Source organism: Pseudomonas sp. MN1F, assembly GCF_009391885.1.
Lineage (GTDB): Bacteria > Pseudomonadota > Gammaproteobacteria > Pseudomonadales > Pseudomonadaceae > Aquipseudomonas.
Genome location: NZ_VZII01000025.1, coordinates 46959 through 63821 on the forward strand (window position 1 = coordinate 46959; position 16863 = coordinate 63821).

Sequence of the window (16863 nt, forward strand, 5' to 3'; positions counted from 1 at the left end):
CTTTCCCATGAAACAGCGCGGTTCCGAGACCGTCCGTGAGCAGGCGGCTGCATGGTTCGTGCGCCTGCAGGACGCGCCACGCGATGCCGCGCTGCAAAAGCAGCTGCGTGCCTGGCTGGCCGCCGACCCTAGCCACCGTGCCGAGTACGATGCCCTGGCCACGGTCTGGAGCGCGGCGGAGCTGATCCCGCGCCAGCGCCTCGAAGCGCTGTGTGAGCCAGGCCCGGTACGCCAGCTGCCGCAGCGGCGCCTGCTGCGCCAGGCACTGGCGGCGAGTGTGGCAGTGGTGGCGCTGGGGCTCGGCTGGACGGGCTGGCACTACCAACAGCTCAATCACCAAGGCCAGCTGCAGACGGCCTTTGGCGAGCGCCGTCAGGTCGCGTTGCCGGATGGCTCGCAGCTTGAGCTCAACGGCGCAACCCAGCTGCACATCGATTTCAGCCCAGGCCGCCGTCGCATTCAGTTGAACGCCGGTGAGGCGATGTTCATCGTCGCCCACGACAGCAGCCGCCCGTTCGTGGTCGACACTGCCCAAGGCAGCGTGACCGTGACCGGCACCCGCTTCGATGTGCGCCTGGACCCGGCAACCACTCGCGTGGCGGTCGAGCAGGGATCGGTGCGTGTGCAGGGCAGTGATACGTCGCTGGCGCAACTTGGCGCTGGTCAGGGTGCCTATATAGATGCGCATGGCCAGGTCGCCGCGCCTTATGCGGTCGACGCCGCCACCCTGACCGCCTGGCGCCAGGGCAAGCTGGTGTTCGACAACGCCACCCTCGCCGAAGTGGTGGCCGAAGTGTCGCGCTACCGCGCCCAGCCCCTGCGCGTGGCACCTGGCAAGGTTGCCCAGTTGCGCCTCTCCAGCACCTTCAGCACCGATGACACGGACGCGCTGCTGCGCGCCTTGCCGAGCATCCTGCCAGTGGCAATCAAGGCCCATGCAGACGGCTCCCGCGAAATAATCGCGAAATAGATTCAGGTTTTTTTCCGCTCGTTCGTCTTCCCCGTCAGCTGCAACTGCCAAGCATTTCCATTTGCATGCGGTTGGCGTTTATTCCTTCTTCCGGATGTTTCGACGACGTGAACAACAACAAACCTTTTCCACGCCTGAGCGCTCTGGCGCTGGCCCTGGCGGTCAGCACCGTGGCCGTCGATGCCCAGGCCGAGCAGGCCGGCAGCATGATCCAGATCCAGGCGCAGCCTTTGGCCTCGGCGCTGAGCCAGTTGGGCCAACAGACCAACCTGCAGCTGTTCTTCAGCCCTGAACTGGTAGCCGGCAAGCTGGCCCCGGCCGTGTCCGGCAACCTGGCGCCCGAGCAGGCCTTGCAGCAACTGCTGCAGGGCAGCGGGCTGACGTACGAGAAGTCCGAAGACACGGTGGTAGTGAAGCCAGCCCAGCCTGCCGGCACGCTCACCACCGGCAGCCTGGAGCTGGCGCCCACCGACGTGAAGGTGGTCGGTGACTGGCTGGGCGATGCCGACCAGGCGGTGGTGCAGAACCACCCAGGCGCACGCACCGTGGTCCGTCGTGAGGCGATGGAGGAGAAGGGCGCGATGAACGTGCGCGATGTGCTGCGCGGCATCCCTGGGGTGCAGGTACAGGACAGCAACGGCACCGGTGGCAGTGACCTGTCGCTGAACGTTGGCGTGCGTGGCCTGACCTCGCGCCTGTCGCCGCGCTCGACCGTGCTGATCGACGGCATTCCGGCAGCCTTTGCGCCCTATGGCCAACCGCAGCTGTCGATGGCACCGATCTCCTCGGGCAACCTCGACAGCATCGACGTGGTGCGCGGTGCCGGCTCTGTTCGTTACGGCCCGCAGAACGTCGGCGGGGTGATCAACTTTGTTACCCGGGCGATTCCCGAAAAGGCATCGGCAGAACTGTCCACCACGCTGGAAACCTCCCAGCATGGCGGCTGGAAACACACCGAATCGGCGTTCGTCGGTGGCACCGCCGACAACGGCATGGGTATGGCCTTGCTGTACACCGGCGTGAACGGCAACGGCTATCGCGAGAGCAACAACGGCAATGACATCGACGACGTCATCCTCAAGACCCACTGGGCACCGACCGAGGTCGACGAGTTCTGGCTCAACTTTCACTACTACGATGGCCGTGCCGACATGCCCGGCGGCCTGACCCAGGCCCAGTACGACAGCAACCCGTACCAGTCTCTGCGCGACTACGACTACTTCGCCGGCCGGCGCAAGGACGTGTCGTTCAAGTGGCAGCGCCAGCTCGACGATGCCACCCAGTTCGAAGTACTGACCTATTACACCGACAGCTTCCGTGGTAGCGCCATCGCCGCGCGCGACATGAAGACCCTGTCGTCGTACCCGCGCAACTATCACACCTTCGCCATCGAGCCACGGGTGTCGCGGATCTTCTTCGCCGGTCCTACTACCCAGGAAGTCAGTGTCGGCTACCGCTACCTGAAAGAAGCCATGCGCGAGCAGTCGACCCGCCTGGCGCTGATCGACAACGTGCCGACGCCCACGCCGACCTCCGACGGCCACGTGTTCCAGGACCGCAGCGGCGGCACCGAGGCCAGCGCCTACTACATCGATGACAAGATCGATGTCGGCAACTGGACCATCACCCCGGGCATCCGCTTCGAACACATCAATACCGACTGGCGCGACCGCCCGGTGCTTGGCGCCAACGGCCAGCCGGTACCGGAGAAGAACCGCAGCATCACCAGCAACGAGCCATTGCCAGCGCTGAGCGTGATGTACCACGTCTCCGATGCCTGGAAGGTGTTCGCCAACTACGAGACTTCGTTCGGCAGCCTGCAGTACTTCCAGCTGGGCCAGGGCGGCACCGGCAACAGCACGGCCAACGGCCTGGAGCCGGAAAAAGCCAAGACCTACGAGCTCGGTACCCGTTATGACAACGGCGGCTTCGCCGGTGAGCTGACGGCGTTCTACATCGACTTCGATGACGAGCTGCAGTACATCAGCAACGACGTGGGCTGGACCAACCTCGGCGCGACCAAGCACCAGGGCATCGAGGCCTCGGTGCGCTACGACCTGGCTGGGCTGGACCCGCGCCTGGAAGGCGTGTCGGTGAACGGTGGCTACACCTATACCCGGGCGACGTATGAAGGGGATATTCCCGGCTTCAAGGGCCGTGACCTGCCGTTCTATTCACGCCAGGTGGCCACTGCCGGGGTGCGCTATGCGATCAACCGCTGGACCTGGAATCTGGATGCCTACGCCCAGTCCAAGCAGCGTGCGCCGGGGACCGGGATCAACGCCGATGGCAGCTTCAATGGTGACTACATCACCGAACCGACTGCCGATGGGCAATACGGGGATATTCCGGGGTATGTGACCTGGCATGCCCGTGGCGGGTATGAGTTCGGGCCGCAGCTGTCCAACCTGAAGCTCGCGGCGGGGGTGAAGAACCTGTTCGACAAGCAGTACTTCACCCGCTCCAGCGACAACAATGCCGGCATCTATGTCGGTGAGCCGCGGACCTTCTATGTGCAGGCCAGTGTAGGGTTCTGATCCGAGATTGCCGGGGCCGCTGTGCGGCCCCAGCGATTACGAAGCCACCGCCTCAGCCGGCGACACGATGCTGGTCTTCGCCCCCCGCGAGCGCCCCGAGCTCAAATAAGCCGCAATCGACTCCTGTGTCACCTCACCCAGGAACACCTGCTCCGCATCCAGCACCGGCAACCAAGCCCGGTTGAACTCATACATCCGCGACAATAAAATGCGCAGATGCTCGTCATGCGATGCCGTGGCATTGAACGGCCGCAGGAAGTCGCCACAGGTGCCTTGCTGGCGGTGCATGTCACGCCGGCGCACATAGCCCAGCGCCTTGTTCTGCCCGTCGGTCACCACCACATAGCGGCGGTCGTGCTCGTCGAGCAGCTCCAGCGCATCGTTCACCGGCGTCTGCGGGCTCACCGACGGCGCGTTGTCCGCCGCATCCTCGGCACGCACCAGCAGCAGGCGCTTCAACGTGCTGTCCTGGCCGACGAAGTTGCTCACGAAGTCATCCACCGGGTGCGCCAGCAGGGTGTCCGGGTGGTCCAGCTGGAGCAGCTTGCCGGCGCGGAAGATAGCGATCTTGTCGCCCAGCTTGATCGCCTCGTCGATGTCGTGGCTGACCATGATCACGGTCTTGTTCAGCGCCCGCTGCATCTCGAAGAACTCGTTCTGAATCATCTCGCGGTTGATCGGGTCGACCGCGCCGAATGGCTCGTCCATCAGCAGCACCGGCGCTTCCGCTGCCAGTGCGCGGATCACGCCAATGCGCTGCTGCTGGCCACCGGACAGCTCGCGTGGGTAGCGCTGCAGGTACTGCTTGGGTTCGAGCTTGATCATGTGCATCAGCTCGCGGGCGCGGTCGTGGCACTTCTGCTTGTCCCAGCCGAGCAGGCGCGGCACCACCGTGATGTTCTCCTCGATGGTCATGTTGGGGAACAGGCCGATCTGCTGGATCACGTAGCCGATGTGCCGGCGCAGGGTCACTTCGTCCAGCGCGCTGGTGTCTTCGCCATTGATCAACACCTGGCCGGAGGTTGGCGTGATCAGGCGGTTGATCATCTTCAGCGTGGTGCTCTTGCCGCAGCCCGAAGGGCCGAGGAACACGCAGATTTCGCCTTCGTTGACGGTGAGGCTTACCGAGTCGACGGCTTTGACGTCCTTGCCGTTGACGTTGAAGGTCTTGCTGAGGTTCTTCAGTTCGATCATGAGCGCAGTCCTTCTGGAGTCAGGGCACGTTGCAGGGTTTGCAGGAGCAGGTCGGCGATGATCGCCAGCAGGCTGACCAGCACGGCGCCGACCAGCAGCATCGACATGTCGCTGCGGCTGATGGAGGTGAGGATAAGCACGCCCAGGCCGCCGGCGCCGATGGTGGCGGCGATGGTCATGACGCCGATGTTCATCACTACGGCGGTGCGCACGCCGGCGAGGATCACCGGCACCGCGATCGGCAGCTCGACCATGCGCAGGCGCTGGCCGAAGGTCATGCCGATGCCGCGCGCCGCTTCACGGATGCCGGGCTCGACGTTGGTCAGCGCCAGGTAGGTGTTGCGCAGGATCGGCAGCAGTGAATAGAGGAACACCGCAGTGATTGCCGGCAGCGGCCCGAGGCCCTGGCCGAACTTGGAGTAGAACGGCAGCAGCAGGCCGAACAGGGCGATCGAAGGGATGGTCAGCAGCACCGTGGCACTGGCCTGAAGCGGGCCGGCGACGGCCGGGAAGCGGGTCATCAGAATGCCCAGCGGCACGCCGACGAGGATCGCCAGGCTGACGGCAACGCCCACCAGCATGATGTGCTGCCAGGTCAGCTGCAGCACCTGGGCCCAGTCGAGGTGGGCGAACGTGTCGAGCAGGCTCATGGCTGTACCTCGCTAGGCATTGGGTGCTCGCGCAGGAAGGTGGCGGCCACCGTGGTCGGGTTCTGGTGTTCGACGTCGACCTTGGCATTGAGCTGGCGCATGGTTTCGTCATCCAGCTGCTCGGCCAGGGGCTTGAGCAGGCCGACCAGTTTCGGGTTGGCGTCGAGCACCTGTTTGCGCACCACCGGGGCGGCGGTGTAGTCGGGGAAGTAGTGCTTGTCGTCTTCCAGCAACTTGAGGTTGAACGCGCTCAGGCGGCCGTCGGTGGTGTACACCAGGCCCGCGAACACCTGGTTGTTGTGCATGGCGGTGTAGACCAGCCCGGCATCCATCTGGCGGATGTTGGCGCGGCCCACTTGCAGGTCGTACATCTCCTTCAGGCCGACCAGGCCATCCGGGCGGTTGGCGAACTCGGTGTCCAGTGCCACCAGGTGCTTGCGCTGACTTTCGTCACGCAGTACCTGGTTGAGGTCGCTGATGGTGTTGACCTGTGGATAAGCCTCGGCGACCTGCTTGGGCAGGCCCAGCGCGTAGGTGTTGCTGAACTTCGACGGGGTCAGCCAGATCAGGTCCTTCTTCGCGTCCAGTTCCTTGACCTTGGCGTAGGTGGCTTCGGCACTGGGCATGCGCTCGTCGATATGGTTGTACGAGACCAGCGACACGCCGGTGTATTCCCACATCAGGTCGAGCTGGCCGGTTTCCTGGGCCTGGCGCGCGATGCTGCTGCCAAGGCCGGAGGTGACACGCACGTCGAAGCCGTTGGCGCGCAGGTATTGCGCGGTGATTTCAGCGAGCACGGTCTGCTCGGTGAACACCCGCGCGCCGATGCGGATCAGGGGTTTTTCGGCTGCCTGGGCAAATCCTGCGAACAGCAGGGCCGCGCCCAGCAGCAAGGCGATTCTCTTGTTCATACGTTCCCTCTTGTTATCCAGCCAAGCCACGTTCCAGCCAGCGCTTGCTGGCGAAACTCACCGCCGCGTCCAGCACCAATGCCAGCAAAGCGGTGCAGGCGGCACCGAGTAGCAGCTGTGGCTGGTTGTTCAGGGCGATGCCGGGGAAGATCAGGCTACCGAGGCTGTTGGCGCCGATCAGGAAGGCCAGTGGTGCGGTGCCCACGTTCAGCGCCAGGGCCACGCGCACGCCGCCGACGATGATCGGCACGGCGTTGGGCAACTCCACCTGCCAGAGTTGCTGGCGCGGGGTCATGCCGATGCCGGTGGCGGCTTCCTTGAGCGAGGCGGGGACGTTTTTCAGGCCCTCGTAGGTGTTGCGCACGATGGGCAGGAGGGAGGCGAGGAACAGCGCGAAGATCGCAGGCCCGGCGCCGATGCCCAGGATACTCAGGGCGATGGCCAGAACGGCCAAAGGGGGGATGGTGTTGCCAACGTTGAAGAACTGCATGAAGCGCTCGGCCTTGTCGACCCGGTGCGGTCGACTGAGCGCAATGCCAGCGGGGATGCCCACGGCCAGCGCCGCCGCCATCGAAGCCAGCACCAGTACCAGGTGCGCTTGCAGGTAGAACCCAAGATCGTCGCGATAACGCGCGATCGTGTCGATGCCGATCCAGTGGATCAGCAGGGCCAGGATGACGAGCACGGTGGCGCATCCCAACAGCCCTTTTCCGTAGCGTGTAGCCACAGGCGGACTCCTTGTGTTGTCGGCGAGCACACTTCTTGTAAGCCGGCCGGTCCTGGCGGCAGAGGGTGTGTTCGCGAGTAGCAGCGTGAGGCAACCGAAGGCTGCGATCAGGCCATGAGCCGAACCCCGTCGGGCCCGAAAATGCTGATGAAACCAGTCCCCAACCGAAGCGGGTTGCAGGGGAGTGGACGTCTCCGTGGGCGTAAAGGTTCCCATCTGGGGCGGCATTTGGCCAGCGTTAATCACTGGCGTGTTAGAAATATCACGCGAAAAATAAGCGCTTTTCCTACATCATGGCGTTGAATTACCTGCTATCGAGCCGTTTGCCCCGCCGAGCAATATCTGCTTTGAAATTCTCTCGATATTCACTTGAGGGAATATTCCTTAGAGGGTATTTTGTGGTGTGGTCTATAAGGATGTGCCCGGAATTCATGACCGAATTCAAGGCGTTGGCACTGGAGGTTCAGGATGAGCTGCTGGCTCAACTCCATCTGCTTGCCTGCCGCGGCCCGGCTCTGGGGCGACCCCGTGTGGATTCCTTGAAAGGCTCAAGGCATTCGAACATGAAAGAGTTGCGATTCAGTGTCGGCGATGGAGTGTGGCGGGTAGCGTTCGCCTTTGATCCATCACGTTGTGCGCTGCTGTTGGTAGCCGGCGATAAGGCAGGCATTAGTGAGCGTAGGTTTTACCGCAGCCTGATCGGTCGTGCTGACGCGCGTTTCGAACGGCATCTGTACAGAGATTGAATGATGAAAACACTCGATGAGGTTATGAACGAGCTTTCGCCTGAGCGTAGAGCCAGGGTTGAAGCCCGCGGTCGTGAACTGATCCGTGAAGAAATGACCTTGCAAGCATTGCGCAGGCAACTGGCAGTCACCCAGGAAGGGCTGGCGGAGCGTATGGATATCCGTCAGGGCAATGTTTCGAAAGTGGAGAAGCGGAGTGACATGTTGATTTCCACCTTGCGCAGCTATGTGGAGGCACTGGGCGGGACTTTGGAGCTGGTTGCGCATATTCCAGGGCGCCCCCCCGTCACGCTTGACGGTTTCCTTGAGGAGCAGGAACAACGCGCTTAGTTCCTGCAATGGACCGGTTGGGGGATCAAATTTTGGTCCCCGCCCAACTTCAGGTATGATATCGCCCCTTTCAAATCCCCCAGTCAGGCGATTTCCCATGACCAACCAGGCCGCCGAAGTCGCGAAGCGCCGCACTTTCGCAATTATTTCCCACCCCGACGCCGGTAAGACCACCATCACCGAGAAGCTCCTGCTGATGGGCAAGGCCATTGCCGTCGCCGGTACCGTGAAGTCGCGCAAGTCCGACCGCCACGCCACCTCCGACTGGATGGAAATGGAGAAGCAGCGCGGCATCTCCATCACCACCTCGGTGATGCAGTTCCCGTACCGCGAGCACATGATCAACCTGCTCGACACCCCCGGCCACGAAGACTTCTCGGAAGACACCTACCGCACCCTGACCGCGGTGGACTCGGCGCTGATGGTGCTCGACGGCGGTAAAGGTGTAGAGCCGCGGACCATCGCCCTGATGGACGTGTGCCGACTGCGCGACACGCCGATCGTCAGCTTCATCAACAAACTCGACCGTGACATCCGCGACCCGATCGAACTGCTCGACGAGATCGAAGCCGTCCTGAAGATCAAGGCCGCGCCGATCACCTGGCCGATTGGTTGCTACCGCGACTTCAAGGGCGTGTACCACCTGACCGGCGACTACATCGTGGTCTACACCCCAGGCCACGGCCACGAGCGCACTGAAGCCAAGATCATCCAGAAGCTGGACTCCGACGAGGCTCGCGCGCACCTGGGCGACCAGTACGATTCGTTCGTCGAGCAGCTGGAGCTGGTACAGGGCGCCTGCCATGAATTCAACCAGGAAGAGTTCATCAACGGTCAGCTGACCCCGGTGTTCTTCGGTACCGCACTGGGTAACTTCGGTGTCGACCACGTGCTTGATTCGGTCGTCGACTGGGCACCGCGCCCGCTGGGCCGCGTGGCTCACGAGCGGACCGTCGAGCCTGTGGAAGAGAAATTCACCGGCTTCGTGTTCAAGATCCAGGCGAACATGGACCCGAAACACCGCGACCGTATCGCCTTCATGCGCATTTGCTCGGGCAAGTACGAAAAGGGCATGAAGATGCGCCATGTGCGCCTGAACAAGGACCTGCGCATTGGCGATGCACTGACCTTCTTCTCCTCCGAACGTGAGCAACTGGAAGAGGCCTATGCTGGCGACATCATCGGCCTGCACAACCATGGCACCATCCAGATCGGCGACACCTTCACCGAAGGCGAGTCGCTGGGCTTCACCGGTATCCCGCACTTCGCCCCGGAGCTGTTCCGCCGCGTGCGCCTGAAGGACCCGCTGAAATCCAAGCAGCTGCGCCAGGGCCTGCAACAGCTGGCCGAAGAAGGTGCGACCCAAGTGTTCTTCCCTGAGCGCAGCAACGACATCATCCTCGGAGCGGTCGGTGTGCTGCAGTTCGACGTGGTCGCCAGCCGCCTGAAGGAAGAGTACAAGGTCGAGTGCGCCTACGAGCCGATCACCGTGTGGTCGGCCCGCTGGATCGCTTGCGACGACAAGAAGAAGCTCGAGGAATTCCAGAACAAGGCCATGGAAAACCTGGCCATTGACGGTGGCGGTCACCTGACCTACCTGGCGCCGACCCGGGTCAATCTGGCGCTGATGGAAGAGCGCTGGCCGGACATCAAGTTCCGCGCTACCCGCGAGCACCACTAAGAGCAGCTACAAGTTTCAAGCTGCAAGCTACAAGAAAAAGCGGGCGCGAATTGGCCCGCTTTTTTCTTGCCGCTGTCAGCTTGAGGCTTTGCAACTGACGAATGTCAGTTGCCTGCTTTGATGCTGGTCCAGATCCGCGTGCGGATGCGGTCGATCTTCGCCGGCATCGCCTCCAGCGCGTACAGCTTGCCCATCACATCTTCGCTCGGGTAAATCATCGTGTTGCCCTTCATCGCCGGCTCTACCAGCCCGTCCGCCTTGAGGTTGCCGTTGGCGTACTGCACGTGGTTGCTGATGTTGGCCATCACCTCTGGCTGCAGCAGGTAATTCATGTAGGCATACCCGGCCTTCTCATCCGGCGCATCGGCCGGCATGGCCACCATGTCGAACCACATTGGCGCACCTTCTTTCGGGATCGAATACCCGACTTTCACCCCGTTCTTCGCCTCTTCGGCGCGGTTCTTCGCCTGCAGCACATCCCCCGAGAAGCCCACCACCACGCAGATATCGCCGTTGGCCAGGTCGCCGGTGTACTTCGATGAGTGGAAGTAGCTGATGTACGGCCGCACCTGCATCAGCAACGCCTTGGCCTTGTCGTAGTCGGCCGGGTTCTGGCTGTGGTGCGGCAGGCCCAGGTAGTGCAGGGCGATCGGCAGCAGTTCGGGACCGTTGTCCAGCACTGCCACGCCGCAGCTTTTCAGCTTGCTCATGTACTCGGGCTTGAAGATCAGGTCCCAGGAGTCCACCGGTGCGTTGTCGCCGAGCACCGCCTTGACCTTGTCGATGTTGTAGCCGATGCCGGTGCTGCCCCACAGGTACGGGAAGCCGTACTGGTTGCCCGGGTCGTTGACCTCCAGCGCCTTCATCAGCACCGGGTTGAGGTTGTGCCAGTTGGGTAGCTGCGACTTGTCCAGCGGCTTCAGGGCCTTGCCCTGGATCTGCCGGGCCATGAAATGGTTGGACGGGAACACCACGTCGTAGCCGGAATTGCCGGTCATCAGCTTGCCGTCGAGGGTCTCGTTGCTGTCGTACACGTCATAGGTCGGCACGATGCCGCTGGCCTGCTGGAAGTTCTTCAGGGTGTCGGGCGCGACGTAGCTGGACCAGTTGTAGATCTTCACCGTTTCGGCGGCGCTGGCGAAGCTTGCGGCCAGCATCAGGGGGGCGAACAGGAACATGCGCATATCGGGTTACCTTGCTTTGTCTGTTGTTATCGAAGGCAGGCGATCAGCGGATCAGAAAATCAGAACGTAGGTCTTGCGCACGGTCTCCTGGATGTCCCAGGTGCCGGTGCTGTTGGCCGGTAGCATCAGTGCGTCTCCGGCTTCTATGACCAGGGGCTCGCCACCGTCGGGGGTGAAGGTGCAGCGGCCCTTGATGAAATGGCAGAACTCCTGTTGCAGGATCTGCCGCCGCCAGCGCCCTGGGGTGCACTCCCAGATGCCGGTTTCGACGCCGTCGCTGCGTTCCACGCAGGTGACCGACGTCACTGCCACGGGGTCGCCAAGCGGCACCGCGACCGGGTTGGAGCTGTCAAGCACGGCGCTGTCTGTGTGTTTGAACTGGGTGATGCTCATGACCGGTGGATCCTGTGTCGGGGAAAGGGAAGTCAGTGCATGAAACCTTCCATGAAGTCCGCTAGCGAGCTGGCCAGGCGCCGCCTCCAGGGCGCGCTGGCGGGGTTGGCGAGGGTCCGGTCCTCGTGGACGAAGCTCTGGATGATCGCGTTGTAGCCGAGCCAGCGGCAGGGCTCGGGCGGCCAGCTGGCCAGGCTCGATACCGGGCGGTTGTCGAGCACCCAGGGTTGCGCGGTCAGCTGGTTGTGCTGGTTGAGGATCAGCGCCGCCAGCGTGCGGCCGCCGAGGTTGGTGGCACCGACACCTTCGCCGCCATAGCCGCCGGCCAGGGCAATGCCGCGCTGGCGGTCACAGAGCATATGCGGGCGAAAGCGCCGCGCCATGCCCAGGTTGCCGCCCCAGGTGTGGGTGATGCGTGCGTGCTTGAGCTGCGGGAACAGTTCGCCGAACAAGTAGCGGCGCAGCTCGATTTCGTGCTCGTCGAGGTTGAAGTTTTCGCGCAGGCGGCCGCCGAAGCGGTAGCCGCCGCGGGCGCCGAACACCAGGCGGTTGTCGGCGGTACGCTGGCCGTAGGTGACCTGGCGGCTGCTTTCGCTGAAGGCCTGGCCTTGGCTGAGGCCGATCTGCTCCCAAGTCGATTCCGGCAGCGGCTCGGTGGCCACCAGCAGGCTCTGCACCGGCAACTGGTGCTTGCCCAGCGGCGGCAGGCTGGCGGCGTAGCCTTCGACCGCAGGCACCATCCACTGGCAGCGAATGCGCGCCAGGGGCGAGCGCACTTCGCCGGGCTGCCAGTCGATGGCTGGGGTGTTCTCGTAGATCGTCACGCCAAGCGCCTCCACCGCCCGGGCCAGGCCACGGGCCAGCTTGGCCGGCTGGATGGTCGCGGTGTGCGGGCTGTAGATTGCGCCGTAGGCATTGCTGACCCGCAGTTGCGCGTCCAGCTGCTCGGGGCGCAGCCAGCGATAGTCGTCCTCGGTCATTCCCTGGCGATAGAGATCGTCGAGATAGGCGCGCAGGCTGCGTTCCTGCTCTGGGTAACGCGCGGCGCAATACAGCACACCGCCTTTGCGGTAGTCGCAGTCGATGCCTTCGCGTTGCAGCACGCTGTGCACCTCATCCGGAATGCCATGCAGCAGGTCGATGCTGGCGCGGCGCTGCTGCGGCGACAGGGTGGCGAGCAGTCGGTCTTCACCGAGCAGGTTGCCCATCAGCCAACCACCATTGCGCCCCGAGGCGCCGAAGCCGGCGATGTTGGCCTCGATCACCGCGATGTTCAGGTGCGGCGCCTGGCGCTTGAGGTAGTAGGCGGTCCATAGCCCGGTGTAGCCGGCGCCGATGATGCACACATCGACTTCGAGGTCCTGGCGCAGGGCCGGGCGCGCGCACAGCGGCTCGTCGAGCTGGTCCATCCACAGGCTGAGCGTGCGCAGGGGTTGCATCGGGTTTTGCTCCACATCCGTCAAGGTCTGTGGGCGATGCTAGTGGTGTCGGCCAGCGCCTGTCTTACGTGCGTGCACGCAGGGAAATTTGTTTCAGATAGGCCTTGGGGGTGAGGCCGGTGTGCTCGCGGAAGCACTTGTAGAACGCCGAGAGCGAGTTGAAGCCAGCGTTGAACGCCAGGTCGTCGATCGGTGCCTCGACGCTGTCGTCGTCGAGGCTGGCCATCAGGTGTTGCAGGCGTGCCTGGTTGACGTAGCGGTAGAAGCTTTGCCCGAGCACCTGGTTCAGCAGGTAGGAGATCTGGTTGCGGCTGTAGCCGCTGGCGTCGGCCACCTGCTGCAGGTCCAGTTCCGGGTCGAGGTAGGGGCGCTGGCGCTGGAAGTAGTGCTCCAGGTCCTGGGCCATGGTCGACAGCTGCCGTGGCGACAGGCCCAGGCGGCTGGTGGCCGGGCGTGGGCCGCTGCTGACCAGGGCGTTGCCGTTCTGGCGCACCAGGGTGGCGTACTCGTTGACCCGCCAGATCAGGCCGTCCTTGACGGTGATCGCTTCGCTGGACTGGAACGCCACCAGGCCTTCGCCGCCCTGCACCGTGACCTGGTACTGGATGAACGCCGTGCAGCCGTCGACGCGGATGCGGTCGCTGTGGACGATGTCTTCGCCGGCTGCATGGGGCAGGCAGGCGCGCACGTAGTCGCGTAGCTCGACATAGCCGAGCACGCGGTTCTGGAAGAAGTCGTGGTACTGGATGTCGGGGTGGTAGAGCGCGATCACGCCGTCGAGGTCACGGTGCTTCCAGCACAGGTGGTAGCGCAGCACGGTGTCGGCGGTGAGCGGGGTCTGCTCAGGGCCGTCGGGGAGGAGGGTGGCGATCATGGGCTCGATAGTGCATTGCAGAACACCCACGTGCAAGGGGATGCATCTGGCAATTTGCACGGTTCTATCAAGCGGCTAATAACATAACCTGTTGATTTTATTGAAAGTAATTTTTTGATACGAGTGGCATGGCGAGTGCACGGTCTTGTTCACCATCGAACAAGGAGAAAAGCCATGCGCTCGATATTGCTGTGGATGATTGGGGTGCCGATTCCGGTGATCATTCTGATCTGGTTCTTTATGCATTGAGATTCTTGGGGCCGCTTTGCGGCCCATCGTGGATAAATCCGCTTCTACAAGGTGACCGATGCAGGAGCGGATTTAGCCGCGATGAATTTCACACCGATCTAGAGAAATTGCTCGGCATAGTGGCAAGCCACCTGCCGCGTACTTACCTGCCGCAACGCCGGCACTTCCCTGGCACAGCGCTCGGTCGCATACGGGCAACGCTTGTGGAACGCACACCCATCCGGCGGATTAAGCGGGTTGGGCAGCTCCCCGGCAATGCGGATCTTCGGCTTCAGCGGATCGGGGTGAATCGCCGGTGTCGCCGACAGTAGTGCCTGGGTATACGGATGCAGCGGCTTCTCGTAGATGTCCTCCTTCGGCCCCATCTCTGCCGGCCGCCCCAGGTACATCACCAGCACCTGATCGGCCACATGTCGCACCACCGCCAGGTTGTGCGAGATGAACACGTAGGCGGTGTTGAACTCCTTCTGCAAGTCCATGAACAGGTTCAGCACCTGCGCCTGGATCGACACGTCCAGCGCCGAGGTCGGTTCATCCGCCACCAGCACCTTCGGCTGCAACATCATGGCCCGGGCCAGGGCGATGCGCTGGCGCTGACCACCGGAGAACATGTGCGGGTAGCGCTGGTAATGCTCGGGGCGCAGGCCGACCTGTTCCATCATCTTCTGCACTTTCTCGCGCCGCTCGGCTTTGCTCAGCGAGGTGTTGATCAGCAGCGGCTCGGCCAGCTGATCACCGATCTTCTGGCGCGGGTTGAGCGAGGCATAGGGGCTCTGGAACACCATCTGCACGTCGCGGCGCAGTTGCTTGCGCTCGGCCTTGCTGGCGCCCTTAACCTCGGTGCCGGCGATCTGCAACGAGCCGGAGGAGGGCTCTTCGATCAGTGTCAGGGCACGGGCCAGGGTCGACTTGCCGCAGCCGGACTCACCGACCACGGCCAAAGTCTTGCCGGCCTCCAGTTCGAACGACACGCCATTGAGCGCGCGCACCAGGGCGTGGCCCTTGAACAGCCCGCGGGAGACTTGGTAATGCCGGGTCAGCTCCCGGGCAGTGAGAACGACGGCCATCACGCCACCTCCTGGTTCAGCGGGTAGAAGCAACGCACCAGGCTGTGAGCCTGCGGGTCGAGGTGCGGGCGCTGGTGCCGGCAATTGTCCTGCACGTACGGGCAGCGCGGTGACAGCAGGCAGCCAGCCGGGCGGTCGTAGCGGCCTGGGACAATGCCGGGCAGCGTGGCCAGGCGCTCGGCACCGATGCTGTGCTCGGGGATCGCCGCCAGCAGCGCTTCGCTGTACGGGTGGGCAGGCACGTCGAACAGCTCCGGCACCTGGCCGACTTCCACGGCCTGGCCGGCGTACATCACGCACACCCGTTTGGCCGTTTCGGCGACCACGGCCAGGTCGTGGGTAATCAGGATAAGCGCCATATTGCGCTCTTTCTGCAGGTTGACCAGCAACTCCATGATCTGAGCCTGGATGGTCACGTCCAGCGCGGTGGTCGGTTCGTCGGCGATCAGCAGCTTGGGTTCGCCGGCGATGGCCATGGCGATGGCGACGCGCTGGCTCATGCCGCCGGAGAGCTGGTGCGGGTAGGCGTCCAGGCGGCTTTCGGCGGCCGGGATCTCGACTTTCTTCAGCAGTTCCAGAGCACGCTGACGCGCAGCCTTGCCCTTCAGGCCCAGGTGCTGACGCAGCACTTCCTCGATCTGATAGCCGACGGTGTAGCTGGGGTTGAGCGCGGTCATCGGGTCCTGGAAGACCATGGCGATGTCCTTGCCCACCACCTTGCGCCGCTGCCGGCCGCTGAGCTTGAGCATGTCGGTACCGTCGAAGGTGAGCGCATCGGCGGTGATGCGCCCAGGGGCGTCGATCAGGCCCATCAGGGCCATCATGGTGACGGATTTGCCCGAGCCGGACTCGCCGACGATGGCCAGGATCTCGCCGGCGTCCACCGCCAGGTCCAGGCCATCGACCACGGGGACGGCATTGGCGTCGCCGAAGCGCACGTTCAGGTTGTTGATCTGCAACAGTGACATGGCGGTCTCCTCAGGCGGCGTTCTTGAGTTTCGGGTCCAGCGCATCGCGCAGGCCGTCGCCCATCAGGTTGATTGCCAGCACACTGAGCAGAATGGTCAGGCCAGGCAGGCTCACCACCCACCAGGCGCGCTCGATGTAGTCGCGGGCCGAGGCCAGCATGGTGCCCCACTCGGGGGTTGGCGGTTGTACGCCGAGGCCGAGGAAGCCCAGGGCGGCGGCGTCGAGGATCGCCGAGGAGAAACTCAAGGTCGCCTGCACGATCAGCGGTGCCATGCAGTTGGGCAGCACGGTGACGAACATCAGCCGTGGCAGCCCGGCACCGGCCAGGCGAGCGGCGGTAACGTAGTCGCGGTTCAGTTCGCCCATCACCGCAGCGCGGGTCAGGCGCACGTAGGACGGCAACGACACGATGGCGATGGCGATCACCGTGTTGATCAGGCCTGGGCCGAGGATGGCGACGATGGCCACGGCCAGCAGCAGTGACGGCAGGGCCAGCATCACGTCCATCAAGCGCATGATCGAGGGGCCGAGCAGCTGCGGGAAGAAGCCGGCCAGCAGGCCCAGCAGGATCCCCGGGATCAACGACATCACCACCGACGACAGGCCGATCAGCAGCGACAGCCGCGCGCCCTGGATCAGGCGTGACAGCAGGTCGCGGCCGAGTTCGTCGGTGCCGAGGATGAACTGCCAGCTGCCGCCATCGAGCCACACCGGCGGAGTCAGCAGGAAGTCGCGGTACTGCTCGCTCGGGTCATGGGGGGCGACCCATGGCGCGAATAACGCGCAGAACACCACCAGGCACATGAAGGCCAGGCCCATTACCGCGCCCTTGTTGCGCGAGAAGGCGTGCCAGAATTCTTTGTACGGTGAGGGGTAGAGCAGGCTCTGGTCCACCGGGCTGGCCGGTGCGACGGATTTCGGAATCGGGCTAGTCATGGCGAA

Annotated in this window: 16 protein-coding genes; 5 read left to right on the forward strand and 11 right to left on the reverse strand. The window is 63.6% G+C overall.

Annotated features, from left to right (window positions below; translation table 11 throughout):
• Positions 1-7 precede the first annotated feature (7 nt).
• On the forward strand, positions 8-970 hold the full coding sequence (locus F6X59_RS13960) for a FecR family protein (protein ID WP_152956704.1): 963 nt from the start codon (positions 8-10) through the stop codon (positions 968-970).
• A 107-nt stretch (positions 971-1077) separates the two neighbouring features.
• Positions 1078-3507 carry a TonB-dependent siderophore receptor gene (locus F6X59_RS13965; RefSeq protein ID WP_372240386.1) on the forward strand — a complete coding sequence of 810 codons (2430 nt, stop codon included), beginning with the start codon at positions 1078-1080 and terminating at the stop codon, positions 3505-3507.
• 36 nt (positions 3508-3543) lie between these two features.
• Here the strand turns inward: F6X59_RS13965 and F6X59_RS13970 are convergent, their stop codons facing one another.
• Genes F6X59_RS13970 through F6X59_RS13985 form a run of 4 tightly spaced genes read right to left on the reverse strand, consistent with a single transcriptional unit; the run spans position 3544 to position 6989 of the window.
• Positions 3544-4701: a betaine/proline/choline family ABC transporter ATP-binding protein gene (locus F6X59_RS13970; protein ID WP_152956706.1), complete on the reverse strand. Its 1158-nt coding sequence runs from the start codon at positions 4699-4701 to the stop codon at positions 3544-3546.
• Positions 4698-5351, reverse strand: a complete 654-nt coding sequence (locus F6X59_RS13975; RefSeq protein WP_033701152.1) for an ABC transporter permease — start codon at positions 5349-5351, stop codon at positions 4698-4700. Before F6X59_RS13975 ends, F6X59_RS13970 begins: the two co-directional genes overlap by 4 nt.
• Complete coding sequence (locus tag F6X59_RS13980) at positions 5348-6262, reverse strand: glycine betaine ABC transporter substrate-binding protein (protein WP_152956707.1); 915 nt, start codon at positions 6260-6262, stop codon at positions 5348-5350. The genes F6X59_RS13975 and F6X59_RS13980 overlap by 4 nt, the downstream gene beginning before the upstream one ends.
• Positions 6263-6275: 13 nt before the next feature.
• Positions 6276-6989, reverse strand: coding sequence for an ABC transporter permease (locus F6X59_RS13985; protein ID WP_346653166.1), 714 nt, complete (start codon positions 6987-6989; stop codon positions 6276-6278).
• Positions 6990-7420: 431 nt separating this feature from the next.
• Here F6X59_RS13985 and F6X59_RS13990 point away from each other — a divergent pair, with 431 nt between their 5' ends.
• From F6X59_RS13990 to F6X59_RS14000, 3 genes are all read left to right on the forward strand, one after another.
• Positions 7421-7735 carry a type II toxin-antitoxin system RelE/ParE family toxin gene (locus F6X59_RS13990; protein WP_256669314.1) on the forward strand — a complete coding sequence of 105 codons (315 nt, stop codon included), beginning with the start codon at positions 7421-7423 and terminating at the stop codon, positions 7733-7735.
• 3 nt (positions 7736-7738) lie between these two features.
• Positions 7739-8065, forward strand: coding sequence for an XRE family transcriptional regulator (locus F6X59_RS13995; RefSeq protein WP_256669316.1), 327 nt, complete (start codon positions 7739-7741; stop codon positions 8063-8065).
• A gap of 97 nt (positions 8066-8162) precedes the next feature.
• Complete coding sequence (locus F6X59_RS14000) at positions 8163-9746, forward strand: peptide chain release factor 3 (protein WP_152956710.1); 1584 nt, start codon at positions 8163-8165, stop codon at positions 9744-9746.
• 104 nt (positions 9747-9850) lie between these two features.
• Here F6X59_RS14000 and F6X59_RS14005 read toward each other — a convergent pair whose 3' ends face one another.
• From F6X59_RS14005 to F6X59_RS14035, 7 genes are all read right to left on the reverse strand, one after another.
• Entirely contained in the window at positions 9851-10930 is a 1080-nt protein-coding gene (locus F6X59_RS14005) for a polyamine ABC transporter substrate-binding protein (protein ID WP_152956711.1), read from the reverse strand.
• Positions 10931-10981: 51 nt separating this feature from the next.
• On the reverse strand, positions 10982-11323 hold the full coding sequence (locus F6X59_RS14010; RefSeq protein ID WP_152956712.1) for a cupin domain-containing protein: 342 nt from the start codon (positions 11321-11323) through the stop codon (positions 10982-10984).
• 32 nt (positions 11324-11355) lie between these two features.
• Positions 11356-12762, reverse strand: a complete 1407-nt coding sequence (locus tag F6X59_RS14015) for an FAD-binding oxidoreductase (RefSeq protein ID WP_152956713.1) — start codon at positions 12760-12762, stop codon at positions 11356-11358.
• A gap of 64 nt (positions 12763-12826) precedes the next feature.
• Complete coding sequence (locus F6X59_RS14020) at positions 12827-13636, reverse strand: nuclear transport factor 2 family protein (protein ID WP_152956714.1); 810 nt, start codon at positions 13634-13636, stop codon at positions 12827-12829.
• Between the two features lie 347 nt (positions 13637-13983).
• Positions 13984-14952 carry a peptide ABC transporter ATP-binding protein gene (locus tag F6X59_RS14025; RefSeq protein WP_152956715.1) on the reverse strand — a complete coding sequence of 323 codons (969 nt, stop codon included), beginning with the start codon at positions 14950-14952 and terminating at the stop codon, positions 13984-13986.
• Positions 14952-15920: an ABC transporter ATP-binding protein gene (locus tag F6X59_RS14030; protein ID WP_152956716.1), complete on the reverse strand. Its 969-nt coding sequence runs from the start codon at positions 15918-15920 to the stop codon at positions 14952-14954. Before F6X59_RS14030 ends, F6X59_RS14025 begins: the two co-directional genes overlap by 1 nt.
• A gap of 10 nt (positions 15921-15930) precedes the next feature.
• The gene (locus F6X59_RS14035) at positions 15931-16857 is read right to left on the reverse strand and encodes an ABC transporter permease subunit (protein ID WP_152956717.1); all 927 of its coding nucleotides are present in this window, start codon (positions 16855-16857) and stop codon (positions 15931-15933) included.
• Between the last annotated feature and the right edge of the window lie 6 nt (positions 16858-16863).

Bases quoted from the DNA above. Each gene is read 5' to 3' on its own strand.
- F6X59_RS13960 (WP_152956704.1), top strand. From the start codon at position 8: ATGAAACAGCGCGGTTCCGAGACCGTCCGTGAGCAGGCGGCTGCATGG.
- F6X59_RS13970 (WP_152956706.1), bottom strand. From the start codon at position 4,701: ATGATCGAACTGAAGAACCTCAGCAAGACCTTCAACGTCAACGGCAAG.
- F6X59_RS13975 (WP_033701152.1), bottom strand. From the start codon at position 5,351: ATGAGCCTGCTCGACACGTTCGCCCACCTCGACTGGGCCCAGGTGCTG.
- F6X59_RS13980 (WP_152956707.1), bottom strand. From the start codon at position 6,262: ATGAACAAGAGAATCGCCTTGCTGCTGGGCGCGGCCCTGCTGTTCGCA.
- F6X59_RS13990 (WP_256669314.1), top strand. From the start codon at position 7,421: ATGACCGAATTCAAGGCGTTGGCACTGGAGGTTCAGGATGAGCTGCTG.
- F6X59_RS13995 (WP_256669316.1), top strand. From the start codon at position 7,739: ATGAAAACACTCGATGAGGTTATGAACGAGCTTTCGCCTGAGCGTAGA.
- F6X59_RS14000 (WP_152956710.1), top strand. From the start codon at position 8,163: ATGACCAACCAGGCCGCCGAAGTCGCGAAGCGCCGCACTTTCGCAATT.
- F6X59_RS14005 (WP_152956711.1), bottom strand. From the start codon at position 10,930: ATGCGCATGTTCCTGTTCGCCCCCCTGATGCTGGCCGCAAGCTTCGCC.
- F6X59_RS14010 (WP_152956712.1), bottom strand. From the start codon at position 11,323: ATGAGCATCACCCAGTTCAAACACACAGACAGCGCCGTGCTTGACAGC.
- F6X59_RS14015 (WP_152956713.1), bottom strand. From the start codon at position 12,762: ATGCAACCCCTGCGCACGCTCAGCCTGTGGATGGACCAGCTCGACGAG.
- F6X59_RS14020 (WP_152956714.1), bottom strand. From the start codon at position 13,636: ATGATCGCCACCCTCCTCCCCGACGGCCCTGAGCAGACCCCGCTCACC.
- F6X59_RS14025 (WP_152956715.1), bottom strand. From the start codon at position 14,952: ATGGCCGTCGTTCTCACTGCCCGGGAGCTGACCCGGCATTACCAAGTC.
- F6X59_RS14030 (WP_152956716.1), bottom strand. From the start codon at position 15,920: ATGTCACTGTTGCAGATCAACAACCTGAACGTGCGCTTCGGCGACGCC.
- F6X59_RS14035 (WP_152956717.1), bottom strand. From the start codon at position 16,857: ATGACTAGCCCGATTCCGAAATCCGTCGCACCGGCCAGCCCGGTGGAC.